Annotated in this window: 23 protein-coding genes; 14 read left to right on the plus strand and 9 right to left on the minus strand. The window is 71.5% G+C overall.

Annotation, left to right across the window (positions count from 1 at the left end):
* The first annotated feature begins 153 nt into the window (after nt 1-153).
* Nucleotides 154-846: a hypothetical protein gene (locus JR065_RS01490; RefSeq protein WP_206231539.1), complete on the plus strand. Its 693-nt coding sequence runs from the start codon at nt 154-156 to the stop codon at nt 844-846.
* A gap of 131 nt (nt 847-977) precedes the next feature.
* Here the strand turns inward: JR065_RS01490 and JR065_RS01495 are convergent, their stop codons facing one another.
* The 3 genes from JR065_RS01495 to JR065_RS01505 form a co-directional block, all read right to left on the minus strand.
* Nucleotides 978-1,412 carry a hypothetical protein gene (locus JR065_RS01495; RefSeq protein WP_206231540.1) on the minus strand — a complete coding sequence of 145 codons (435 nt, stop codon included), beginning with the start codon at nt 1,410-1,412 and terminating at the stop codon, nt 978-980.
* Nucleotides 1,413-1,504: 92 nt separating this feature from the next.
* Nucleotides 1,505-2,341 carry an amidohydrolase gene (locus JR065_RS01500; protein WP_206231541.1) on the minus strand — a complete coding sequence of 279 codons (837 nt, stop codon included), beginning with the start codon at nt 2,339-2,341 and terminating at the stop codon, nt 1,505-1,507.
* 131 nt (nt 2,342-2,472) lie between these two features.
* Entirely contained in the window at nt 2,473-3,621 is a 1,149-nt protein-coding gene (locus tag JR065_RS01505) for a pyridoxal phosphate-dependent aminotransferase (RefSeq protein ID WP_206231542.1), read from the minus strand.
* Nucleotides 3,622-3,842: 221 nt separating this feature from the next.
* Here JR065_RS01505 and ccmA point away from each other — a divergent pair, with 221 nt between their 5' ends.
* The 10 genes from ccmA (at nt 3,843) to metX (ending at nt 12,113) form a co-directional block, all read left to right on the plus strand.
* Nucleotides 3,843-4,490, plus strand: a complete 648-nt coding sequence (ccmA, locus tag JR065_RS01510; protein ID WP_206231543.1) for a heme ABC exporter ATP-binding protein CcmA — start codon at nt 3,843-3,845, stop codon at nt 4,488-4,490.
* Nucleotides 4,487-5,182, plus strand: coding sequence for a heme exporter protein CcmB (gene ccmB, locus JR065_RS01515; protein ID WP_206231544.1), 696 nt, complete (start codon nt 4,487-4,489; stop codon nt 5,180-5,182). Before ccmA ends, ccmB begins: the two co-directional genes overlap by 4 nt.
* Before the next feature lie 129 nt (nt 5,183-5,311).
* Nucleotides 5,312-6,061: a heme ABC transporter permease CcmC gene (ccmC, locus tag JR065_RS01520; RefSeq protein WP_206231545.1), complete on the plus strand. Its 750-nt coding sequence runs from the start codon at nt 5,312-5,314 to the stop codon at nt 6,059-6,061.
* The gene (gene ccmD, locus JR065_RS01525) at nt 6,058-6,228 is read left to right on the plus strand and encodes a heme exporter protein CcmD (protein WP_206231546.1); all 171 of its coding nucleotides are present in this window, start codon (nt 6,058-6,060) and stop codon (nt 6,226-6,228) included. Before ccmC ends, ccmD begins: the two co-directional genes overlap by 4 nt.
* The gene (ccmE, locus tag JR065_RS01530; protein WP_206231547.1) at nt 6,225-6,677 is read left to right on the plus strand and encodes a cytochrome c maturation protein CcmE; all 453 of its coding nucleotides are present in this window, start codon (nt 6,225-6,227) and stop codon (nt 6,675-6,677) included. Before ccmD ends, ccmE begins: the two co-directional genes overlap by 4 nt.
* Before the next feature lie 120 nt (nt 6,678-6,797).
* Nucleotides 6,798-8,732 (plus strand): heme lyase CcmF/NrfE family subunit, encoded by a 1,935-nt coding sequence (locus tag JR065_RS01535; protein ID WP_206231548.1) that lies wholly within the window; start codon nt 6,798-6,800, stop codon nt 8,730-8,732.
* Nucleotides 8,732-9,334, plus strand: coding sequence for a DsbE family thiol:disulfide interchange protein (locus JR065_RS01540; protein ID WP_206231549.1), 603 nt, complete (start codon nt 8,732-8,734; stop codon nt 9,332-9,334). The genes JR065_RS01535 and JR065_RS01540 overlap by 1 nt, the downstream gene beginning before the upstream one ends.
* A 23-nt stretch (nt 9,335-9,357) precedes the next feature.
* On the plus strand, nt 9,358-9,768 hold the full coding sequence (locus tag JR065_RS01545; protein ID WP_206231630.1) for a cytochrome c-type biogenesis protein: 411 nt from the start codon (nt 9,358-9,360) through the stop codon (nt 9,766-9,768).
* On the plus strand, nt 9,762-10,799 hold the full coding sequence (locus JR065_RS01550) for a tetratricopeptide repeat protein (protein WP_206231550.1): 1,038 nt from the start codon (nt 9,762-9,764) through the stop codon (nt 10,797-10,799). The genes JR065_RS01545 and JR065_RS01550 overlap by 7 nt, the downstream gene beginning before the upstream one ends.
* 201 nt (nt 10,800-11,000) lie before the next feature.
* On the plus strand, nt 11,001-12,113 hold the full coding sequence (gene metX / locus JR065_RS01555) for a homoserine O-acetyltransferase MetX (protein WP_206231551.1): 1,113 nt from the start codon (nt 11,001-11,003) through the stop codon (nt 12,111-12,113).
* Nucleotides 12,114-12,553: 440 nt separating this feature from the next.
* On the opposite strand, the gene bfr is transcribed toward metX, so the two are convergent.
* Entirely contained in the window at nt 12,554-13,039 is a 486-nt protein-coding gene (gene bfr, locus JR065_RS01560; protein ID WP_206231552.1) for a bacterioferritin, read from the minus strand.
* Between the two features lie 364 nt (nt 13,040-13,403).
* On the opposite strand from bfr, the gene JR065_RS01565 reads away from it, so the two are divergent.
* From JR065_RS01565 to JR065_RS21790, 3 genes are all read left to right on the plus strand, one after another.
* The gene (locus JR065_RS01565) at nt 13,404-15,788 is read left to right on the plus strand and encodes a penicillin acylase family protein (RefSeq protein WP_206231553.1); all 2,385 of its coding nucleotides are present in this window, start codon (nt 13,404-13,406) and stop codon (nt 15,786-15,788) included.
* 111 nt (nt 15,789-15,899) lie between these two features.
* Nucleotides 15,900-16,949, plus strand: coding sequence for a right-handed parallel beta-helix repeat-containing protein (locus JR065_RS01570; RefSeq protein ID WP_206231554.1), 1,050 nt, complete (start codon nt 15,900-15,902; stop codon nt 16,947-16,949).
* A gap of 205 nt (nt 16,950-17,154) precedes the next feature.
* Nucleotides 17,155-18,213: a GGDEF domain-containing protein gene (locus tag JR065_RS21790; RefSeq protein WP_343237225.1), complete on the plus strand. Its 1,059-nt coding sequence runs from the start codon at nt 17,155-17,157 to the stop codon at nt 18,211-18,213.
* 109 nt (nt 18,214-18,322) lie between these two features.
* Here JR065_RS21790 and asnB read toward each other — a convergent pair whose 3' ends face one another.
* From asnB to JR065_RS01600, 5 genes are all read right to left on the minus strand, one after another.
* Nucleotides 18,323-20,017, minus strand: coding sequence for an asparagine synthase B (gene asnB, locus JR065_RS01580; RefSeq protein ID WP_206231555.1), 1,695 nt, complete (start codon nt 20,015-20,017; stop codon nt 18,323-18,325).
* Between the two features lie 291 nt (nt 20,018-20,308).
* Nucleotides 20,309-21,436 carry a succinyl-diaminopimelate desuccinylase gene (dapE, locus tag JR065_RS01585; protein ID WP_206231556.1) on the minus strand — a complete coding sequence of 376 codons (1,128 nt, stop codon included), beginning with the start codon at nt 21,434-21,436 and terminating at the stop codon, nt 20,309-20,311.
* Nucleotides 21,437-21,597: 161 nt separating this feature from the next.
* Entirely contained in the window at nt 21,598-21,957 is a 360-nt protein-coding gene (locus tag JR065_RS01590) for an arsenate reductase (RefSeq protein ID WP_206231557.1), read from the minus strand.
* Between the two features lie 40 nt (nt 21,958-21,997).
* Entirely contained in the window at nt 21,998-22,984 is a 987-nt protein-coding gene (locus JR065_RS01595; protein WP_206231558.1) for a glycoside hydrolase family 43 protein, read from the minus strand.
* Nucleotides 22,985-23,279: 295 nt separating this feature from the next.
* The gene (locus JR065_RS01600) at nt 23,280-23,948 is read right to left on the minus strand and encodes a hypothetical protein (RefSeq protein WP_241093277.1); all 669 of its coding nucleotides are present in this window, start codon (nt 23,946-23,948) and stop codon (nt 23,280-23,282) included.
* Between the last annotated feature and the right edge of the window lie 19 nt (nt 23,949-23,967).

Below are 23,967 nucleotides of genomic sequence, written 5' to 3' on the forward strand. Positions count from 1 at the left end.
CTTTTCATTGGCGGGCCTTTTGCCGGCGGGGCGTTCTACAACCACCATCGCGCGCGCGAGGCACCGGTCGCTGTACGCCGGCGGGGAGAAGCCATATCCTGCGCGCTCCGCCACCCCCGTCGTGCGACGGCCGGCCCACTTTCAGGACCCACCATGTCACGGAAGATACTGTTTCCCCTGCTGATCGCCGCCGTGCTGAGCCTGGGCGCCTGCAAGAAGGTGCAGGAAGAAATGGCCGCGGCGCAGAACCCCTATCCGAAGAGCTCGCCGCTGCACGCGCCGTTCGACCGCATGGTGCGCAAGCTGGTCAACGATCCGCGCTACATGGCGCTGCTCAAGCAGGGCGACAAGGCGCAGGCGCAGACGGCCGGGTTCGAGCTGGCGCAGAAGGGCATCGCGCGGCTGGACGCCGCGGCGCTGGAGCAGCGCCTGAAGATCATCGCCGCGGTCACCGAGGCCGCGCCGGTGGCGCAGTGCGCGGTGCTGGCGCGCGGCGGCGACGCCAAGAACGCGCAGGCGATGAGCGATGCGATGCTGCAGGGCCTGGAACGCCTGCCGCCGGCGCAGATCGACGCCTGGTTCGACATCTCCTTCCAGGCCACCGACGCGCAGCTGAGCCAGCGCCCGCCGCAGCCGGTGGCGCCGGCGCAGGTCGAAGCGGCGATGGGCAAGCTGATCACCGCCCTGCCCGGCGAACAGCAGCAGCGCCTGGCACGGGTGCTGCCGCAGATCGCCAGCGCCAGCGACGAGGACGCCTGCTGGGCCGCGCGCACGCTGTACCGCGAGGCGCTGGCGATGGACCAGCCGACCCGCGGCCAACTGGCCTGGCTGTTCGCGCAGCAATAACCGCGGTGCGGGACGACGGGCTCCCGGGCGCATGCGCGCACGGGAAACCGTCATGCCGGCACGGCCCTGCTTCGTTCCGATAGACCGCCAACGCCGAGGACGCGCCACCGCAAAACGGCGCGCCCGTTGGCTCAGCGCCGCTCGATGGTGAAGCCGCCGACCGCCACGCCCAGGTCCCAGCCCTTGCCGGTGCCGGCCAGCGCCAGCGAGATATCGCCCTTGGTCATCACCTGCGCATCGGACGACTTCACCGCGCCGGCGTGGGCGCCGGCCACGACGTAGGTGCCGAACAGGTCGTTGAGCGTGTAGGCGCCGGTGAAGCGCCCGCGGCCGTCGACGATCTTGGACTTGCCCACGCTCAAGCCGCCGCCCTTGCTGCTTATCTTGACCGGGATGCTGGCGCCGTTGTCGCAGGTGATGGTGCCGGTGCCCGAGGCGGTCTTGTAGAACGCCGACCAGCCGGACAGGGTGAAGCGCAACTGGCAGTCGATGTTGCCGGCGGCATGCGCTTGCGGCACGAGGGCGAGGCCGGCGAGCAGCGCGGCGGTGGTCAACAGCTTGTTCATGGCGCAGTTCCTGCGGATGTGAAAACCGCGCCGAGCGTAGCAGCGCCGCGCGCACGGCGGCGTGGCGAAAACGCCTGCCGGAACGGCGGCGTTCAGCGATCGGCGTTGGCGCCGCCGAGGGTGAACGCATCGGCGTCGAGCATCGCCGGGAAGCGCTCGCGGTGCGCCGCCAGCGCCGCTGCCGAGATCGTGGTGGTGACCACCTGCTCGCGCTCGCGGATCTCCACCTGCGGCTGGCCGAGGAAGTCGATCACCGCGCTGTCGCCGGCATAGTGCAGGTCGTTGCCGTCCACGCCGACGCGGTTGACCGCCGCGACATAGCACAGGTTCTCGATCGCGCGCGCGCGCAGCAGGGTTTTCCACGGGTAGGCGCGCGCCGACGGCCAGTTGGCGACGAAGATCTGCAGGTCGAAGTCCAGTTGGCCCGGGCGCTCGACGTCGTAGCGGTTGCGGCAGAACACCGGGAAGCGCAGGTCGTAGCAGACCTGCGGATTGATCCGCCAGCCCTTCCACTCCACGCTCAGCCGCTCGCGCCCGGCGGCGTAGCGTTGGTGCTCGTTGGCATAGCGGAACAGATGGCGCTTGTCGTAGTACTGCAGCGCGCCGTCCGGCGTGGCCCACAGCAAGCGGTTGAACACCCTGGCCGCGCCGTCGTCGCCGGGCACGCGCAACTGCACGCTGCCGGTCACCGCCGCGCCCAGCTTGGCCGCCTGATCGCGGACCCAGGCCACGGTCGGCCCGTCCATGCCCTCGGCCTTGTCGATGGCCTCGTTGGAGAAACCGCTGGTGAAGGTCTCCGGCAGGATCACCAGATCGGTCGCGCCGGCCAGCGGCGCCAGCAACGCGCCGTAGTAGTCGCGATTGCCGGCCGGATCGTGCCAGCGGGTGGCGCCTTGGATCAGGGAGACGCGCAGGTCGATGGGGTGCATGGAGAGTGTCCGGAGGTTTGAAGGAGCGGGACCGGGGACCAGGGACCAGGGACCCGGAAAATCAAGAGCGAAGACCGGCAGCTTTTGCTCTTCCGGGTCCCCGGTCCCTGGTCCCCGGTCCCGGCGACTCGTCAGAGCCGCCGCAATCGTTCGATCGCCGCGTCCAGCGTCGCCTCGTTCTTGGCGAAGCACAGCCGCGCCAGGCGTTGGCCCTGGGGCGGGCTGTCGTAGAACGGCGACAGCGGGATCGCCGCCACGCCCTTCTCCACCGTCAGCCATTTCACGAACTCGGTGTCGGGCAGGTCGCTGACCGCCGAGTAGTCGACCAGCTGGAAATAGCCGCCCGGCACCGGCAGCGGCGTGAGCCGGGTGCCCAGCAGCTGTTCGCGGAAGCGGTCGCGCTTGGCCTGGTAGAACGCGCCGAGCTGCTCGTCGTGTTCGGGCTCGTCGTGGATCATCGCCGCGAAGGCGTGCTGCGCCGGGCCGAAGCTGGCGAAGGTGTTGTACTGGTGGACCTTGCGGAACTCCGCGCTCAGCGCCGGCGGCGCGATCGCGTAGCCGATCTTCCAGCCGGTGCAGTGGTAGGTCTTGCCGAAGCTGGAGATGACGAACGCGCGCTCGCGCAGCTCCGGCCAGCGCAGCACCGATTCGTGGCGGCGGCCGTCGAATACGATGTGCTCGTAGACCTCGTCGGAGATCAGGAAGATGTCGCTGCCGCGCAGCAGCCCGGCGACGGCCTGCATGTCCTCGGCGCCGAACATCGCGCCGGACGGGTTGTGCGGGCTGTTGATCATCAGCAGCCGCGTGCGCGGGGTGATCGCCGCGCGCACCCGCTCCCAGTCCACCGCGAAGGTCCGCGGGTCCAGCGGCACGTGCACCGCGCGCGCGCCGGCCAGGTCGATCGCCGGCTCGTAGCTGTCGTAGGCCGGGTCCAGCACGATCACCTCCTCGCCCGGCCGCACCACCGCGTGGATGGCGTTGAACAGCGCCTCGGTGGCGCCGCTGGTGACGGTGACCTCGGTGTCGGCATCGACCTGCGCGCCGTAGCAGCGCAGCGCCTTGCCGGCGATCGCCTGGCGCAGCGCCGGCACCCCGGTCATCGGCGGGTACTGGTTGTGGCCCTCGCGCATCGCCCGCTGCAGCGCCTCGATCAGCCGCGGCGGCACCGCGAAGTCGGGAAAGCCCTGGCCCAGGTTGACCGCGCCGTGTTCGGCGGCCAGTTGCGACATCACGGTGAAGATGGTGGTGCCCACCTTGGGCAGCTTGGTCTGCGGGTGCATGCGTCCGGTACGGGGAACGGAAAACGCCGAGTGTACGCAAAGCCGGCCGCCGGCGATGCCGCGCCCGGCCGCAAAACAGCGTCCTGCCTGGCATCGCCGGCCACGGTCCACCGCCACGCTCGCGCAGCCGCGCCGCGGCGCTGGCCGCGCATGCCGATACAATGCGCGCTCCCTGGCCTCGCCCTGCCCCGCCCCGGTCGTGCGACCGCGGCTCTACGCCGATGACCGACCCGCAGCACTCCCCGCCGCCGCTGCTCGCCGCGCGCGGGCTGACCTACGCCCGCGACGAGGCCGCCGTGTTCGGCCCGCTGGACTTCCACCTCGACGCGGGCGAAGCGCTGCTGGTGCAGGGCGACAACGGCGCCGGCAAGACCACGCTGCTGCGGGTGCTGGCCGGCTTGCTGCGCGCCGAGGCCGGGCGGATCGAGATCGATGGCCGCCCGGTGCGCCGCGGCGACCGCGCGCGCTTCATGGCCTACCTCGGCCACCTGGGCGCGCTGAAGGCCGACTTGAGCACGCTGGAGAACCTGCACTACCTGTGCGGGCTGCAGGGCCGCCGCGCCAAGCAGATGCCGGGCAGCGCGCTGGCCATCGTCGGCCTGGCCGGCTACGAGGACACGCTGGTCAGGCAACTGTCGGCCGGGCAGAAGAAGCGCCTGGCGCTGGCCCGGATCTGGCTGTCGCCGGCGCCGCTGTGGCTGCTCGACGAACCCTACGCCAACCTCGACCTGGAAGGCATCAACCTGGTCAACCGGATGGTCGCCGCGCACCTGCGCAGCGGCGGCGCGGCGCTGGTCACCACCCATGGCGCGTACGCCGCGCCGCCGGTGCGCAGCCGGCTGCTGACCCTGGGCGGGGTGGCCGCATGAGCCTGGCCGCCCCGCTACCTTCGCTGTGGCAGGCCACCCGCGCGCTGCTGCTGCGCGACCTGCGGTTGCTGTGGCGGCGCCGCGGCGACGCGCTGCAGCCGGCGCTGTTCGCGCTGCTGATCGTGGCGCTGTTCGCGCTGGCGCTGGGCAACCGGCCGCGGCTGCTCGGCGAGGTCGCCGGCGCGGCGCTGTGGCTGGCGGTGCTGCTGGCCGGGCTGCTGGCGCTGGACAGCCTGTTCCGCGGCGACGCCGAGGACGGCTCGCTGGAGCAATGGCTGCTGGCGCCGGTGCCGCTGGCCTGGCTGGTGCTGGTGCGGGTGCTGCTGCACTGGCTGACCACCGCGCTGCCGCTGATCGTGGCGGTGCCGCTGCTGGGCGAATTGCTGCACCTGCCGCATGACCGCATGCCGGTCCTGCTGGCATCGTTGGCGCTCGGCACGCCGCTGCTGAGCCTGCTCGGCGCGGTGGTGGCGGCGCTGACGGTGAGCATGAAGCGCGCGGGGATCCTGGTCGCGCTGCTGGCGTTGCCGCTGTACGTGCCGGTGCTGGTGTTCGGCGCCGGCAGCGTCGCGGCCAGCGCGCAGGGGCTGGATCCGGGCGGCGGGTTGCTGCTGCTGGCGGCCGGGCTGGTCGCCGGCCTGGTGCTGGCGCCGCTGGCCGCGGCGGCGGCGATCCGCATTTCGTTGAGCTGACCGGTCGCGGCGCCGCTGCGCCGGCCGGCTCGCCGGAGCGGACCGCTGCCGCCGCGCTTGGTCTATTGTGGAACCGTTGTCGCCGCACCGAAGCAGAACGCAAGCCTCCCGCCCGCTAGAATCGTCCGCATGCCCTCCGTCGTCCGCTGGTTCCACCAACTCGGTTCACCGCCCACCTTCGATCGCTTCGCCGCGCGCTGGACGCCGTGGTGCTACCTGGCCGCGCTGCTGCTGGGCGGCATCGGGATCTGGCAGGCGCTGTTCGTGGTGCCGGCCGACCGGCTGCAGAGCGACGCCTTCCGCATCCTCTACATCCACGTGCCCAGCGCGTGGATGAGCCTGTTCGTGTTCGGGCTGATGGCGCTGTACGCGGCGATCGCGCTGGTGTGGCGGATCAAGCTGTGCGAGATCCTGGCGATGGCCTGCGCGCCGATCGGCGCCGCCTTCACCCTGATCACGCTGCTGACCGGCAGCATCTGGGGCAAGCCGATGTGGGGCGCCTGGTGGGACTGGGACCCGCGCCTGACCACCGAGTTGATCCTGCTGTTCCTGTACATCGGGGTGATGGGCCTGTACCTGGCGATCGAGGACCGCCGCAACGCCGCGCGCGCGGCCGGCCTGCTGGCGATCGTCGGCGTGGCGCTGCTGCCGGTGATCCGTTATTCGGTGGTGTGGTGGAACTCGCTGCACCAGGGCCAGACCATCCGCCTGTTCGGCGCCTCCAGCATGGACCCGAGCATGCTGCCGCCGCTGTGGCTGATGGTGGCGGCGACCAAGTTCTGGTTCCTCGGCTCGCTGCTGGCGCGCGCGCGCGCCGACAACCTGCGCCGCGAGGCCGGCAAGGACTGGGTGCTGAAGCTGGCGGAGGCGCGCGCATGAACTACCTGCCGTACGTGATCGGCGCCTATGCGGCATTCGCCGGCGTGCTGCTGGCCGACTTCGTGCTGGCGCGCCTGCAACTGCGCCAGGCGCTACGCCAGGCGCGGCTGCGCGCGCAACGCCAGCGCGCCAAGCCCGACCCGGCGACGCTGGAACTGAGCCGATGAACCCGCAACGCAAGCGTCGCCTGCTGCTGGTGATGGCGCTGGTGCTGGCTGCCGGGCTGGCGACCACGCTGGTGGCGATGGCCCTGCAGCGCAACGTCGCCTACCTGTACACGCCGGCGGAGGTTCTCGCCGGCCAGACCGGCGAACACGCCCGTTTCCGGCTCGGCGGCATGGTCGAGAAGGGCTCGTTCCGGCGCGCGCCCGGTTCGCTGCTGGCGCATTTCCGGGTCACCGACGGCGACGCGCAACTGACCGTCAGCTACGACCGGATCCTGCCGGACCTGTTCCGCGAGGGCCAGGCGGTGGTGGCCACCGGCAGCATGCGCGACGGCGTGTTCGTCGCCGAGGACGTGCTGGCCAAGCACGACGAGACCTACATGCCCAAGGAACTGGAAGACAAGATGGGCAGCGCGCATCGCAAGCACGATGTGGCGGAGGCGGCGCAGTGACTGGATGGTGGTGCGGGACCCGGGACTCGGGACTCGGGACTCGTAAAAGCCAACATCCAGGCCGCGCGCGGTCCCGCTTTTGCGGGTCCCGAGTCCCGAGTCCCGAGTCCCGGCTTCACCATGCTTCCTGAACTCGGCCAAGTCCTGCTGATCCTGGCCCTGCTCGCCACGCTGCTGCAGGCGGTGGTGCCGCTGGCCGGGGCGCAGCGCGGCGACGCGCGCTGGATGGCGGTGGCGCGGCCGGCGGCGTTCGCGCAGCTGGCGCTGGTCGCCGGCGCCTTCGCGGTGCTGACCCATGCGTTCGTGGTGCAGGATTTCTCGGTGCGCTACGTGGCCGAGAATTCCAACTCGCTGCTGCCGCTGCTGTACCGCTATTCGGCGGTGTGGGGCGCGCACGAGGGTTCGCTGCTGCTGTGGACGCTGATCCTGGCGCTGTGGACCGGCGCGGTGGCGGTGTTCTCGCGCAGCCTGCCGGCACCGGTGGTGGCGCGGGTGATCGGCACGCTGGCGCTGGTCAGCCTGGGTTTTCTGGCGTTCCTGTTGTTCACCTCCAATCCGTTCGCGCGGCTGCTGCCGGCGCCACTGGAAGGCCGCGACCTCAACCCGCTGCTGCAGGATCCGGGCCTGGTGATCCACCCGCCGCTGCTGTATGCCGGCTATGTCGGCTTCGCGGTGCCGTTCGCGTTCGCGATCGCCGCGCTGCTCGACGGCCGCGTGGATGCGCGCTGGCTGCGCTGGACCCGGCCATGGACCAACGTCGCCTGGGGCTTTCTGACCATCGGCATCGCGCTGGGCAGCTGGTGGGCGTACTACGAACTGGGCTGGGGCGGCTGGTGGTTCTGGGACCCGGTCGAGAACGCCAGCTTCATGCCGTGGCTGGTCGGCGCGGCGCTGCTGCATTCGCAGGCGGCGACCGAGAAGCGCGGCAGCTTCACCGCGTGGACCCTGCTGCTGGCGATCGCCGCGTTCTCGCTGTCGCTGCTGGGCACCTTCCTGGTGCGCTCGGGCGTGCTGACCAGCGTGCATTCGTTCGCCGCCGATCCCGGCCGCGGCCTGTTCATCCTGATCTTCCTGAGCCTGGTCAGCGGCGGCTCGCTGCTGCTGTACGCGCTGCGCGCCGGACGCCTGACCGGCGACGGCGACGACAGCCGCCAGCGCTTCGCCGCCAGTTCGCGCGAGACCCTGCTGCTGGCCAACAACCTGCTGCTGAGCTGCGCCTGCGCGATGGTGCTGCTCGGCACGCTGTACCCGCTGCTGGCCGACGCGCTCGAACTGGGCAAGCTGTCGGTCGGCCCGCCGTACTTCGGCACCCTGTTCGTGGTGCTGATGGCGCCGCTGGTGGCGCTGCTGCCGTTCGGCCCGCTGACCCGCTGGCAGCGCGAACAGGTCTCGCGGCCGCTGGCGCTGCTGGCGCCGTGGGCCGGGCTGGCGCTGCTGGCCGGCGTGCTCGGCTTCTTCATGGCGCCGCAGGGGCCGTGGAAGACCGCCGCCGGCGTCGCCGGCGCGGCCTGGGTGCTGTTGGGCACCGCGCGCTTCGTGTGGAGCCGGGTGCGGCTCAAGGGCGGCCGCTTCACCGCCGAGATGCTGGGCATGACCCTGGCGCACGGCGGCATCGCCGTGTTCCTGGTCGGCGCGCTGCTGGTCGAGTCGCTGGACATGCAACGCGAAGTGTCGCTGGCGCCCGGGCAGAGCCTGCAGATGGGCCGCTACCGGTTCCAGTTCCAGGGCCTGGACGAGACCCGCGGGCCCAACTACGTGTCCGAACGCGCGCACGTGCAGGTGCTGCGCGACGACCGCCCGCTGGCGCTGCTGCATCCGGAAAAGCGCGCCTACGCCAGCGGCGGCCAGAGCATGACCGAGGCCGGCATCCATCCCGGCCTGTTCGGCGATGTCTACATCGCCCTGGGCGAACCGCTGGGCGGCAACGCCTGGGCGATGCGCCTGCACGTCAAACCGTTCGTCCGCTGGATCTGGATCGGCGCGGCGCTGATGGCGCTGGGCGGTTTCGTCACCGCCACCGACCGGCGGTTCCGTCGTCCCCTGGAGAAACCCTGATGTCCGCCCCCGCTCCCCGCCGCCTGCCTCCTGTCGCCATCGCGCTGGGCGCGCTGCTGTTCCTCGGCCTGCTGGCGCTGATGTTCTATGCGGTGCAGCGCTCCGGCCGCGCCGACCGCGACGCGCTGCCGTCGGCGCTGATCGGCAAGCCGGCGCCGGCGTTCGACCTGCCGGTGCTGCACGATGCGTCCATCCGCGTGCGCAGCAGCGAGCTGCGCGGCGCGCCGTACGTGCTCAACGTGTGGGGCAGCTGGTGCCCGGCGTGCCGCGAGGAACACCCGGTGCTGACCCGCTTCGCGCTGACCAAGCGCGTGCGGGTGATCGGCTACGACTGGAAGGACACCCGCGAGGACGCGCTGCACTGGCTGGAACAGCTGGGCAATCCGTTCTTCGTGGTGCTGTTCGATCCGGAAGGCCGCACCGCGATCGACTGGGGCATCGCCGCCGCGCCGGAGACCTTCCTGGTCGATGCGCAGGGCGTGGTGCGCTGGAAGCACTCCGGCGCGCTCACCGACCGCGTCGTGCAGGACGAACTGCTGCCGGCCCTGCTCGAGGCCGAACGCGCCGCGCCGGTGGCCAGGCAGGGCCAGGCCACGCCGTGAAGCGCCTGGGGCTCGCACTGCTGATGCTGGCCTGCGCCGCCATGGCGGCGGCGCAGCCGGTCGCCGATCCGCGCCCGCTGCAGTACCGCTCGGCGCAGGAGGAAGCGCGCTTCCACGCGCTCACCGCCGAACTGCGCTGCGTGCAGTGCCAGAACCAGTCGCTCGCCGATTCGCATGCGCAGATCGCGATGGACCTGCGCCGCGAGGTGCTGGCGCTGATGCAGCAGGGCCGCTCCGACGCGCAGATCAAGGCGTTCCTGGTCGCGCGCTACGGCGATTTCGTGCTGTACCGGCCGCAGGTGGAATCGCGCACCTGGCTGCTGTGGTTCGGCCCGCTGCTGCTGCTCGGCGCCGGCGCGCTGCTGCTGGTGCGGCTGGTGCGCCGCCGTGCGCCCATCGACGCGGCCAACGCACGGGACGAGCAGGAATGGTGAGCTGGGGCATGCACGCGCTGGCCGCCGCGCTGGCGATCGGGGTGCTCGGCGCGATGCTGTGGCCGTTGCGCCAAGGCCGCGGCGGCACCGCCGTGCTCGCCTGCGCGGTGCTCGCGCTGGGCCTGGCCGCCGCCGCGCTGTACGCGCTGGTCGGCACGCCGCGCGCGCTGCTGGCGGAAAACCGCCAGGCGCCGCGCACGCTGCAGGACGGCGTCGCCCAGCTCAAGGCGGCGCTGGCGCAGGACCCGCAGCGCGCGGACGGCTGGGCGCTGCTGGCGCGGTCGCAGATGTCGCTCGGCCAGACCGGCGAGGCCGCCGCCTCGTTCGCGCGCGCCGCGCAGCTGGCGCCGGACGAACCGCAGATCCTGGTCCAGGCCGCCGAGGCGCGCGCGCTGAGCCTGCCGCAGCGGCAGTTCGACGACCAGGCCATCGCCTGGTTGCGGCATGCGCTGCAGGTGGCGCCGGACAGCGAACGCGCGGCCTGGTTCCTGGGCATCGCGCAACGCCAGCGCGGCCAGTCGGCCGAGGCGGCCAAGACCTGGGAAGCGTTGCTGCCGCGCGTGGACCCGCGCACCGCCGCCGCGCTGCGCCCGCAGATCGACGCCGCGCGCGCCGATGCCGGGCTGCCGCCGCTGCCGGCGGCGCCGCTGGCCGCGCAACCGGCGCCGGCCGCGGTGGCCGGCGCGGACGCGCGGACGGTGACAGTGACCGTGTCGCTGGCTCCGGGCGCCGCCGCGCGCCTGCGCGGCGACGCCAGCGTGTTCGTGATCGCGCGCGTGCCCGGCGGGCCGCCGATGCCGGTGGCGGTGCAGAAGCACCCGCTGCAATCGCTGCCGCTGACGCTGACCCTGAGCGACGCCGACAGCCCGATGCCGACCCAGCGCCTGTCCGCGCTGACCCGGGTGGAGCTGGTCGCGCGGCTGTCCAGCAGCGGCGATGCGATGCGCCAGGAAGGCGACCTGGAATCGGCGCCGGTGACCGTCGCGCTGCCGGCGAAGACGCCGGTGGAGTTGGTGATCGGAAGGCCATGACGCGGCATGCCGTCACCGTGGCTTCCCCTGTAGGAGCGGCTTCAGCCGCGACACCGGCGCCAAGAAACTACGGTTGCTGAAAATGCCGATCGCGGCTGAAGCCGCTCCTACAGGGCGCGTCGCTCATTGCTCGCTCGTCCATGCGTCTTCCTGCGCCAGGCGCGCGCGCCGCATCCGCCGCGGCGCGGCTAGAATCGGCGCATGACCGAATTCATTCCTCCCGGCAGCCGTTTCCTCGCCCTGCCCTCGCCGTTCCCGATGAAGCGCGGCGGCCAGCTCAGCGGCGCCCACGTCGCCTACGAAACCTGGGGCACGCTGGCGCCCGGCGGCGACAACGCGATCCTGATCGTCACCGGCCTGTCGCCCGATGCGCACGCGGCCGCGAGCGCCGACGATCCCTCGCCGGGCTGGTGGGACGCGATGCTCGGCGCCGGCAAGCCGATCGATACGCAGCGCTGGTTCGTGATCTGCGTGAACTCGCTGGGCAGCTGCAAGGGCTCCACCGGCCCGGCCTCGCGCGATCCGGCCAGTGGCCAGCCGTACCGGCTGGCGTTCCCGGAGCTGTCGATCGAGGACGTCGCCGATGCCGCCGCGCACGTGGTGCGCGCGCTGGGCATCGCCCGGCTGGCCTGCCTGATCGGCAACTCGATGGGCGGCATGACCGCGCTGGCGCTGCTGCGCCGGCATCCGGGCCTGGCGCGCAGCCACATCAACATTTCCGGCAGCGCGCAGGCGCTGCCGTTCTCGATCGCGATCCGCTCGCTGCAGCGCGAGGCGATCCGCCTGGATCCGAACTGGAACGGCGGCGACTACGACGAGACCACCTACCCCGAGTCGGGCATGCGCATGGCGCGCAAGCTCGGCGTGATCACCTACCGCTCGGCGCTGGAATGGGACGGCCGCTTCGGCCGCGTGCGGCTGGATTCGGACCAGGCCCACGACGATCCGTTCGGCCTGGAATTCCAGGTCGAAAGCTATCTGGAAGGCCACGCGCGACGCTTCGTGCGCCGCTTCGACCCGAACTGCTATCTGTACCTGAGCCGCTCGATGGACTGGTTCGACCTGGCCGAATACGCCGGCGGCGACGTGCTCGCCGGACTGGCGACGATCCGGGTCGAGCGCGCGCTGGCCATCGGCGCCAACACCGACATCCTGTTCCCGGTGCAGCAGCAGCAGCAGATCGCCGACGGCCTGCGCGCCGGCGGCGCCGACGCGCGTTTCCTGGGCCTGGATTCGCCGCAGGGCCACGACGCGTTCCTGGTCGACTTCGCCCGCTTCGGCCCGGCGGTGCAGGCGTTCCTCGACGCGCTGTAGCGGCATGCGAGACGGCTGCTGGCATGCCGCTGGGCTCCTGAGGCATGGGCGGCAGCGTTCGCTCGCCTGTGGGTCGCGGCGACACCGCGGTGCGGCGTCCTGCTCAGGGGCCGGTGCCGAAGCGGCGTGCGGGGACATCGCGCCGCCCGGCGCTAGCGCCTGTCGGGCGGCTTCGATCACGTCGTCCAAAATCGGCGGCCGAGGCCGCCCTCGTTGCTGGCGAAGGTCAGGCGCTTGCCGTCGGCGACAGTTCGAACAGCTCCACGTGCAGTCGATGCCGACGCTGATCAGCTGCGGCGCGCCGCAGCCGGGCACCTGCAGGCGCAGCCGCCGGAATCGCTAGGGGTGCACATGCATGCGCATCGGCGGCCTGTGCATGCGCGCAAGCCGGCCCGGCTCGTGCCTCCGCCCGGCGCAGCGGCAGAGGCCGCCGCGCGCCCTCACTCCGACGCGGTGCCGCCGTCGATCTTGGAAGTCTGGTACAGGGGCAGGCCCAGGCGCTGGATCAGGCTCAGCTGCTGCTCCAGCCACCAGGCGTGGTCTTCCTCGGTGTCCTTCAGCTGCGCCAGCAGCACGTCGCGGCTGACGTAGTCCTGGTGCTGTTCGCACAGTTTCATGCCGGCGGCCAGATTGGCGCGCACCTCGTACTCCACCTTCAGGTCCTTGCGCAGCATCTCCTCGACCGTGCGCCCCGGCTCGAACGCATGCGGGCGCATGTCCGGGTCGCCTTCCAGGAACAGGATGCGCCGCAGCAGCGCATCGGCATGCTCGGTTTCCTCTTCCATCTCGTGGTTGATCCGCGCGTACAAGGCCTGCAGGCCCTGGTCCTCGTAGCGGCGCGAGTGGATGAAATACTGGTCGCGCGCGGCCAGCTCGCCGCGCAGCAACGCCTTCAGGCATTCCACTACTTCGGGATGACCCTTCATGCGGGCAGCTCCGTTCGATTCTCGTGGCGCCTATAGTGCCCGAGCCGCCAGCGCCGGGTTTCAATCGGAATCATTAGCATCCCGTTTCCGCGCCCGCATCGCCGGTCGCGCCGCGCCGCGCCGCGAGCGTTCCGAGCCTGCGGCGCGTGCTGGACCTGGGACTGCAGCGGATCGGCATGGCACGCGCTCGATACCTGCCTTGCACGGCACGAGGAAACCGCAGGCGGCCACGGCCGGCGGCGCCGGCGCGCGGCGTTCGGACTCCCCACGCCACACTGACGCGTTCCCCACCGGCGCCGCGGCTGACGCGGGAACGCAATGCCGGCCCGTCTAGAATTGGCGCTCGGCCGACGGAGAACGATGCGTGCGCAAATGGTGGGGACGTTTGGCGCTGCTGCTGGCGGCATCGGGACTGGGGCTGGCGCTGGCGCTGTGGCTGGCGCTGCGCGGCAGCGTGGCCGCGCTCGACGGCCAGGTCGCGCTCGACGGGCTGTCCGCGCCGGTCGGCGTGCAGCGCGACGCGCTCGGCACGGTCACCATCGACGCGGCCAACGAGACCGACGCGATGCGTGCGCTGGGCTTCGTGCATGCGCAGGAACGCTACTTCGAGATGGACCTGATGCGCCGCAGCGCCGCCGGCGAGCTGTCGGAGCTGGTCGGCGCCGCGGCGCTGGACCTGGACCGGCAGCGCCGCGTGCACCGCTTGCGCGCGCGTGTGGACGCGCACCTGGGCGCATTCGCCGGCCGCCACGCCGCGCAGCTGCAGGCCTACAGCGACGGCGCCAACCGCGGCCTGCACGCGCTGCGGGTGCGCCCCTGGCCGTACCTGCTGCTGCGCCAGGCGCCGCGCGACTGGCAACCGACCGACTCGGCGCTGGCCGGCTATGCGATGTACTTCGATCTGCAGGACAGCCAGGACACGCGCGAGCTGGCGCTGGCGCGGCTGCAGTCGGCGCTGCCGCCGGCGCTGTTCGCGCTGCTGCGCAGCGACGGCACGCCGTGGGACGCGCCGATCTCCGGCCAGGCGCGCGCCGATGCCGCGCTGCCCGACGCCACCCAGGTGGACCTGCGCACGCTGCCCGGCGCCGACCGTCCGGTCGCCCATCCGCCCGAACTCGGCGCGCCCGGCAGCAACAACTGGGCGGTGAGCGGGCGCCGCACCGCCGACGGCCGCGCCATCGTCGCCAACGACATGCACCTGAAACTGCGCGCGCCCAGCCTGTGGTTCCGGGTGCGGCTGCGCTACGCCGACGCCGCCGCGCCGGGCGGGCGCGTGGACATCGCCGGGTTCTCGCTGCCCGGGCTGCCGGCGATCGTCGTCGGCAGCAACGGCCATGTCGCCTGGGGCTTCACCAACAGCTATGCCGATACCGCCGACTGGTACCGGCTGACGCCCTGCGCCGCCGCGCCGGCCGACGGCTGCACCGCGGTGCGCCGGCATCGCGAGCGGCTGCGCGTGGCCGGCGCCGCGCCGGTGGAGTTCGAGGTCGAGGACACCGACTATGGCCCGATCCTGCACCACGAGGCCGACGGCAGCGCGCTGGCGCTGCGCTGGGTCGCTCAGCAGCCGGGCGCGTTGAACCTGGGGCTGGCCGACTTCGCCCGCGCCGGTTCGCTGGACGCCGCGTTCGCCAGCGCGCAAGCGGCGGCCACGCCGGCGCAGAACCTGATGCTGGCCGACGCTGGCGGCCGTATCGGCTGGCGCGTGCTCGGCCCGCTGCCGCTGCGCGGCCCCGGCTGCGCGGTGGACGCGCTGGTGCACGACGTGCGCGCCGGCATCGCCCCGCCCGGCGGGCGCTGCGCGCCGTGGCCGATCTCCACCCGGCATTCGCCGCAGCGCATCGACCCCGACGACGGCCAGCTGTGGACCGCCAATGCGCGCGTGGTCGACGGCGACGAACTGGCGGTGCTCGGCGACGGCGGCTACGCGCTGGGCGCCCGCGCGCGGCAGATCCGCGACGACCTGCGCCTGCACCCGCACCTGGACGAACGCCAGCTGCTCGCGATCCAGCTCGACGACCGCGCGGTGTTCCTGCAGCGCTGGTGGGCCTTGCTCGAGCGGCAGCGCGACAATGCGCGCACACCGGCGCTGCAGGCGCTGGCGCAGGCGGCCAAGCACTGGGAGGGCCGCGCCAGCACCGATTCGGTCAGCTACCGCGTGGTGCGCGCCTGGCGCCTGGCGGTGCTCTCGCGCATCGCCGAGGGGCTGACCGCGCCGGCGCAGGCCGTCTTGGGCGATGCGTTCATCGCGCCGAAACTGCCGCAGCTCGAAGGCGTGGCCTGGCCGCTGCTTCAGCAACGGCCGCCGCACTTGCTGCCGCGCCGTTACGCCAGCTGGCAGGCGCTGCTCGAGGACGCGGCGGTCGAAGTGCGCGACGAACTGGCGCAGGCCGGCCCGCTGCCGCAACGCGCCTGGGGCGAACAGAACACCGCCGCGATCTGCCATCCGCTGGCCGGCGCGCTGCCCGCGCCGGCGCGCCGCTGGCTGTGCATGCCGGCCGAACCGCTGCCGGGCGACAACGACATGCCGCGCGTGCAGCGTCCGGACTTCGGCGCCTCCGAACGCATCGTCGTCGCGCCGGGCCACGAAGCCGACGGCATCGTGCACATGCCCGGCGGCCAGAGCGGGCATCCGTTGTCGCCGTTCTGGGGCGCCGGCCACGCCGACTGGGTCCAGGGCCGCGCCTCGCCGTTCCTGCCCGGGCCGGCGCGCTACACGCTGACGTTACGGCCGCCTGCGCGACAATGACCGATTGCCGTGCGGCTCGCGCGCTGCGCCCCATGGCGTGCACGCAACGCCGCCGCGCGGCGCGGCCAGTCACTGGCCGGCCCTTCGTCCCCCAAGCGGAGCTTCTGCCCGATGACCCATCGCCCCCTGCTCGCCCTGCTGCTGCCGCTCGCCATGTGCGTGCCGTTGAGCGCTTGCGCCGCCGCGGCCAGGCCGCCGGCGCCCGCCGACCCGTCCGACTGCAGCGTGCGCGCCGAGCCCGGAGACGACCTGCAGGCCGCGGTCGACCGCGTCCCCAACGACGGCAAGCCGGCCACGGTCTGCCTGGCCGCCGGCGAGTTCCACGTGACCAGGCTGCTGTCGATCCAGCGCGACGGGCTGCGCCTGCGTGGCCAGGGCGATGCGACAGTGCTGCGCATGCGCGACGGCGTGCAGCAGCCGACCATCGTGGTCGGCGACTACCAGAACGAACGCCCGCAACGCACGATCCGCGACGTCAGCATCGAGCGGCTGCAACTGGTCGGCGGCGAGGCCGAAAAGGAATTCATGCCCGAGCGCCCCTACCTGAGCAACAGCCTGGTCGTGGTGCGCGCCGGGCACAACATCCGCCTGTCCGGGCTGCGCGCGAGCAAGTGCCGCAGCGCCTGCCTGCTCAGCGAATACGACAGCCGCGACCTGCTGATCGAACGCAACGACGTGTCCGGCGCGATCTGGGACGGGGTGTCGTTCAACCGCACCGCCAAGGTCAGGCTGATCGACAACTACATCCACGACAACGTCGCCGCCGGCATCACCACCGAGCACCTGGAAGACAGCGAGATCCGCAACAACCGCCTGGAGCGCAACGGCAGCCAGGGCGTGTACCTGGCCGACGCGCGGCGCAACGTGTTCGCCGGCAACCAGTTCACCGGCAACAAGGGCGCGGGCGTGTACCTGGCCTGCTCGATCCGCCAGCGCACGCCGGAGATCCTGTGCTGGGACAACAGCATGAGCCAGGACAACGTGTTCGAGAACAACAGCTTCAAGGGCAATCCCTACACCTACACGATCGGCGTGGACCGCGCCGCCAACTGCGCCGGCGCGGACTTCCGCCCGAACCTGTGGCGCAGGAGCAATCAGGCCGACGCCTCCGGCGTGGACATCCAGCCCGAGCGCTACGGGCGCTGCGTGCGCTTCGAATAGGCGCGCGCAAGACGATGGCGATACACGCGGCAACAACCGTCCCGCCGGGGCCTTCGCGCAGGCGGCCGCCGTGGCCTGCGTCGGCGCTTGCCGCGCACGCGCGCCGGCATCCGGGCGACATGCCGCCGTGCCGATAGTCGGCGATCGGCCCAGGCCTATCGCGGCATCGCGGCCGCAGCCCGATGGCCTGCCGCTGACCGGCGCCGTGGCGAGCCCTCCGGCCGACGAAATCGCCTATCAGAACCACATCCGCCGCATGCTCGGCAGCGCGATCGTGACCATCCAGTTGCTGACGCTGGTGGCATGGCCGGCGTCGCTGCTGTGCAATCCGCATCTGCAGCAGCCGCTCGACGCGCGCTACGTCCTGGTGTTCGCCGCCCTGCTGGCCAGCTGCGCGAACATGAGCCTGGCCGAGCGCTTCTGGCAATGGCGGCAGAGCGGCCTGCTGTTCGTGATCGCGCTGGCCACCGCGTTCCGGATCGAGCTCAACGACATGGGCGAGCACGGGCTGTTCTGGCTGCTGCCGGTGACCATCACCATCGGCCTGGGCATCAGCCTGCTGTTCTCGGTCTCGCGCGGCTATCTGCTGGCCCTGGCCTGCACCTGGGCGATCATGCTCGGCGGCCAGGAACGACTGGTGCCGGACGCCGGCGATCTTCCGCTGCTGGCGATCCTGCTGACGGCGGTGACGCTGCTCGGTTTCACCCTCAACCGCATGTTCGTCGGCGCCATGCGCACCACGTATGCGCTGAAGGAAGACTACCGGCGCCTGTCCGAAACCGATGCGCTGACCGGCATGGCCAACCGACGCGCGCTGATGGCGCAATTGCACGCGGCCACGGCGCGCGGGCGCGGCGCGCTGCATTTCGCGATGCTGGATATCGACGACTTCAAGCGGGTCAACGATGGCCATGGCCACGACGTCGGCGATGCGGTGCTGCTGGCGCTGGCCGCGGAACTGAACCGGCTCGATGCCCGATGCCGGGCCGGCAGGCTGGGCGGCGAGGAATTCGGCGTGCTGTTCGAGGACATGGCCGACGCGCAGGTAGGCGAACTGCTGCAACGGCTGCTCGACCGGGTCTGCGCGCTGCGCGTGGAAGGCGTGAGCTTCGCCTTCAGCGCCGGCGCCGCGCGGCTGGAGGCCGGCGGCGACGTGTCGGACCTGATCAGGCGCGCCGACCAGGCGCTGTATGCGGCCAAGCGCGAGGGCAAGGGACGCATCCGCGTCGGCGCCGGCGCCGGCGGCGTCCACGCTGGCGATTGACCCAAGACGACCGCTTCCGGTCATCGCCGATCGTCGCGGCGGCCACGCTGGGTCACGGTTGGCGCCGGCGACTGGCCGCCGCACCCGCCTCACCGTTCTCGCTAGCGGCTCACGAGGCCAGCGCCTGCTCGTGCACCCCCGCCACCGCGCGGCCGGAAGGGTCGGCCATCGTCGCGAAGCTCGCGTCCCAGGCGATCGCCGCCGGCGACGAACAGGCGATCGACTTGCCGCCGGGCACGGTCTCGGCCGCGGCCGGGCTCGGGAAGCTGCGTTCGAACAGCGTGCGGTAGTAGTAGGCCTCCTTGGTCTGCGGCGGGTTGACCGGGAAGCGCTTGTCGGCGGCGGCCAGTTCGCGGTCGCTGACCTGTACCTCGGCGTGCGCCTTCAATCCGTCGATCCAGCCGTAGCCGACGCCGTCGCTGAACTGCTCCTTCTGCCGCCACAGGATCGATTCGGGCAGGTAGCCCTCGAACGCGTCGCGCAGCACGCCCTTCTCCATGCGCGCCGCGCCGCCGCTGGTCTTGTCGATCATCTTGTACTGCGCGTCCATGCGCATCGCCACGTCCATGAACTCCACGTCCAGGAACGGCACGCGCGGCTCCACGCCCCAGGCCATCATCGACTTGTTGGCGCGCAGGCAGTCGTAGTTGTACAGCGCGTCGAGCTTGCGGATCAGCTCCTCGTGGAACTCGCGCGCGTTCGGCGCCTTGTGGAAATACAGGTAGCCGCCGAAGATCTCGTCGCTGCCCTCGCCGGACAGCACCATCTTCACCCCCATCGCCTTGATCCGCCGCGCCAGCAGGAACATCGGCGTGGAGGCGCGGATGGTGGTGACGTCGTAGGTCTCGATGTGCCGGATCACCTCCGGCAGCGCGTCCAGGCCTTCCTCGAAGGTGTATTCGAAGCCGTGGTGCACGGTGCCCAGCGATTCGGCCGCGATCGCCGCGGCGGCCAGGTCCGGCGAGCCCTTCAGGCCGATCGCGAACGAATGCAGGCGCGGCCACCAGGCTTCGGCCTCGTCGTTGTCCTCGATGCGCTTGCGCGCGAAGCGCGCCGCCACCGCCGCGACCAGCGAGGAATCCAGCCCGCCGGATAGCAGCACGCCGTACGGCACGTCGGTCATCAGCTGGCGGTGCACCGCGCGCTCGAAGGCCTCGCGCAGCTCCTGCTTGCTCACCTGCACGCCCTGCACCGCGGCGTAGTCGCGCCACGGCTTGCGGTAGTACCGCACCAGTTCGCCGCTGGCGCTGTCGTAGTAGTGGCCGGGCGGGAACTGGGCGACGTCGGCGCAGCTGTCGGCCAGCGACTTCATCTCCGAGGCCACACGCAGCCGGCCCTGCGGGTCGTGGCCCCAGTACAGCGGACACACGCCCATCGGATCGCGCGCGATCAGCGCGCGCCCGGCGGCCCTGTCCCACAGCGCGAAGGCGAAGATGCCGTTGAGCCGGTTGAGCAGCGCGGCCGGCGCGTCTTCGCGATACAGCGCGTTGATCACCTCGCAGTCCGAGCCGGTCTGGAACGCGTACGGATGGGTCAGCTGCTTCTTCAGCTCGCGGTGGTTGTAGATCTCGCCGTTGACCGCCAGCGCCAGCTGGCCGTCGGCCGACAGCAACGGCTGCGAGCCGCCGGCCGGGTCGACGATGGCCAGGCGCTCATGCACCAGGATCGCGCCGTCGTCGGCATACACGCCGCTCCAGTCCGGGCCGCGGTGGCGCTGCCGCTGCGAACAGTCCAGCGCCTGCCGGCGCAGCGCCTGCAGGTCGTCGCCGGGTTGCAGGCCGAAGATGCCGAAGATCGAACACATGAAAAGCTCCTGGGATGTGGGGGTGCGGCGGGGTCGGGTCGGTGAATCGACAGCGTTGGAGGCCGGCAGGGCGGTCGCGCAAAAACACCGCGCACAAAAAAACCCGCATCGGCCGATGCGGGTTTCTGGTGACTGGGCGCGGTGTCTTCGCTGGCGCCTAGTCGCAGACCCGCATCGGCCGCGCACGATTATTCGCCAGCGCATTATTGCGGCCGTTGGCGTGGATCGGGCGGAGGGCGGGCAGCGAGGTCATGCGGCGACCGTAACCCGGCACGCCGGGCGACGCAACTGTTACGACAGCAACCGTTCGATCAGGCGCCGGTACAGCGCCGGCAGCGCCTCCAGGTCGACCACGCGCACATGCTCGTCGACCTGGTGGATGCTGGCATTGACCGGCCCGACCTCGATGCACTGCGCGCCAAGCGGGGCGATGAAGCGCGCATCGGAGGTGCCGCCGCCGGTGCTCTCTTCCGGCGGCGCACCGGCGAACTCGCCGAGCACCTGGCGGGCGACGCTGCGCAGCCGCCCTTGCGGCGTGTAGAACGGCTCGCCGCTGCGGTGCCAGCGCAACGCGTAGTCCAGGCCGTGCCGGTCGAACAGCGCGGCGATCTCCGCCTCCAGCCGCGGCGCGTCCCAGTGCGGGTTGTAGCGCAGGTTGAAGGCCAGCTGCAGTTCGCCGGGAATGACGTTGTTGGCGCCGGTGCCGGCGTGCACGTTGGAGACCTGCAGGCTGGTCGGCGGGAAACTCTCGTAGCCGTCGTCCCAATGCCGCGCCACCAGTTCGGCCAGCGCCGGCGCGGCCAGGTGGATCGGATTGCGCGCCTTGTGCGGATAGGCCACGTGTCCCTGCACGCCGCGGACGGTCAGCGTGCCGGACAGGCTGCCGCGGCGGCCGACCCGCAGCAGGTCGCCGAGCCGCTCGGTGGACGAGGGCTCGCCGGTGATGCACCAGTCGATGCGCTGGCCGCGCGCGGCGAACAGTTCGGCGACCTTGCGCACCCCGTCGAGCGCATCGCCCTCCTCGTCGGACGTCAGCAGCAAGGCCAGCGTGCCCGGATGCTGCGGCTGCGCGGCGACGAACTGTTCGGCGGCGACCACGAACCCGGCCACCCCGCTCTTCATGTCGGCGGCGCCGCGCCCGTACAGCACGCCGTCGCGCACCTGCGGCGCGAACGGATCGCTACTCCAGGCCTCGCGCGGCCCCGGCGGCACCACGTCGGTATGCCCGAGCAGCACCAGCACCGGGCCGCCGGCGCCATGCGTGGCCCACAGGTTGTCGACCTCGCCGAAGCGCAGCCGTTCGATGGCGAAGCCGGCACGCGCCAGCCGCTGCGCGATCAGCGCCTGGCAACCGGCATCGTCCGGGGTCACCGAGGGGCGGGCGATCAGGTCGCAGGTAAGGTCGACGACGTCGGACATGGTCTGGGGTCACTGTAGGAGCGGCTTCAGCCGCGACAAGATCTGCGTGGTGTTACACCGCTTTGCCAGTGCGCTGGGCTGCTTTCCAATGAAACCCAAGCATGACGGTCGCGGCTGAAGCCGCTCCTACACGGAGCAGCGCGCGCGGCGGCAGCGCCGGCTCAGCTCACGCCGAAGCGCTGCTTGAACCCGTTGTCCGAAAACCCCTGGCTCAGCGTGCCATCGGCGGTGACGACCAGCGGCCGCCGGATCAGTTGCGGGTATTCGCGCAGCAGCAGTTTCCATTCGGCCTCCGAGCCTGGCGTCTTCTTGTTGTCCGGCAGTTGCCGCCAGGTGGTCGAGGACTTGTTGACCAGCGCATCGAAGCCGCCGGCCTTGCCGGCCCACTCGACCAGGGTCTCGGGGCTGGGCTTGTGCTCGCGGTAGTCGACGAAGGTGTAGGCCACGCCGAAACGGTCCAGCCACTTGGTCGCCTTCTTGCAGGTGTCGCAGTTCTTCAGTCCGTACAGCGTGGTGCTCATATGCGTTCCAGGTAGGCCGCGCGCGGCGCGGCGCCGGCGGTCAGCGCAGCGGATGCGCCTGCACGCCTTCGTGGGTGATCTTCACCGGCAGGATATGGCCCTGCGCGTCGAAGTACATCCGGTCGATCGACGTCACCCGGTGGTTGCGGTCCGTCTCGCCCAGCGGGCGACGATGGTAGACGATGTACCAGCTGTCGTCGTCGGGCGCACGGATCACCGAATGGTGGCCGGCGCCGGTGGCGATCGCCGGATCCTGCTGCAGCACCTTGCCGATGCGCTTGAACGGCCCGGTCGGCGCGTCGGCGATCGCATAGGCGACCGAGTAGTCCGGCCCGCCCCAGCCGCCCTCGGACCACATGTAGTAGTAGCGGCCATCGCGCTTGAACATCAGCGAGCCCTCCACGTATTCCGGTGCCGGGGTGATCTCCTTGAACGTGGTGCCGTCGGCCATCGGCTCCACGCCGGTGAAGTCGTCCTTCAGCTTGACGATGTTGGCGTGCTTCCACCCGCCGTAGATCATGTACCAGCTGCCGTCGTCGTCTTCGAACACGAACTGGTCGATCGGCTGCGCGCCATTGTGGAACTTGTCGATCAGCGGCTTGCCCAGCAGGTCGCGGTACGGGCCCTGCGGCCTGTCGGCCACCGCCACGCCGATCCCGCCGACCTCGGCATCGCTCTGGATGTCGTTGGCCGAGAAGAAGAAGTAGTACTTGCCGCCCTTGCGCACCACCGACGGTGCCCACAGCGCCTGCTTGGCCCAGGGAATCGACGGCAGCGACAGCACGTCGGCATGCCGGGTCCAGTGCACCAGGTCCGGCGAAGAGAAGGCATCGAAGCTGGTCTGCTGCGCGTAGGGGCGCGAGGTGGTCGGATAGATCCAGTAGGTCTGGTCGAACACCACCGCTTCCGGGTCCGCGTACCAGCCGGGGAATACCGGGTTGCCGGAGCGCGCGACCGGCGTGACCGCGGCCGCCAGCGTCATTGCCGACATCAACGCGATGCCTGCCACCACCATGCCGAATCGCATCGGACACCTCGAGCGGAAAGTCGTGGTCCGAGTGTAAGACGGTTTGGACCGCAATGGCCGCTACCGCGCCGGCGCGGCACTCGTGCACGAAGGCGCGGCACGCAGTCCAAAGCGCATTGATAGGCATTCGCCCCGTCGGCCAAGTGCGCAGCAGGTAGCACGGCGCACCGTGGCGAAGGGTGACGCGCGGGCAAGCGCCACGCGTCGCCGTGCAGGCGCGAAGGCGCGATGGCGGCGCGTGGCCGACGGCGCATTCAAGCCTGTCGTCGCGCCCATGGCGACCGTATCGCCGGCATCAATCGGCCGGCACTTCCCTGAGCTGCGCCGATCCGATATGCCAGCGCAACTGCTCGGCCGAGGCACCGTCCACACCGTTGACGCGGCGCAGGGTGTACGTGCCCTGGAATCGCTGGCGCGCGCCGTCGTCCAGCGTCGCCTCCACGGTCACCGGCACCGGCTGGTAGAGCGAACCTGTGCCGGCATCGCCCGGTCCAGGCGTGCCGAGCGTCACCTGGGTCGAGCGCGTGCGCGCGAAGCCGGCCTTGAACGCGGCGAAGGTCTGGCCGGGGCGCCCGTGCTCGCCCCACTGGCGCCACGCCGTCTCGTAGTCGCGCGCGTTGATCGCCGAATAGTAGCGCTGCACCACGGCGGCGGCGGCCTGCGCACTGCTGGGCGCCGGGTCGCAGCCCGCCATCGGCGGCCCCTTGCCGTCGAACAGCGCGCAGCTGCGCGCGATCTCGTCTTCGACCAGCGCGCAGCTGTTGGCGGCGTTGCACGGCGGGTGGGTCGCCGGCGAGACCTCCAGGCAGGTGGCCACGCGCCTGGCCGCGGCGGCGGCGCCGATCTCGGCCGCGCAGGACAGCGGCGCGCCCGGCGGCGCGTCGGCGGCCGCAACGGCGTCCGGACCGGAGGGCGCTGCCGCGGCCTTTGCCGGTGCGGTGGACGCAACCACCGCGCTCGGCATGGCGCTGCGTTCGGAAGCG

Origin of the sequence: Xanthomonas sp. (assembly GCF_017163755.1) — a bacterium.
Taxonomy (GTDB): Bacteria; Pseudomonadota; Gammaproteobacteria; order Xanthomonadales; family Xanthomonadaceae; genus Xanthomonas_A.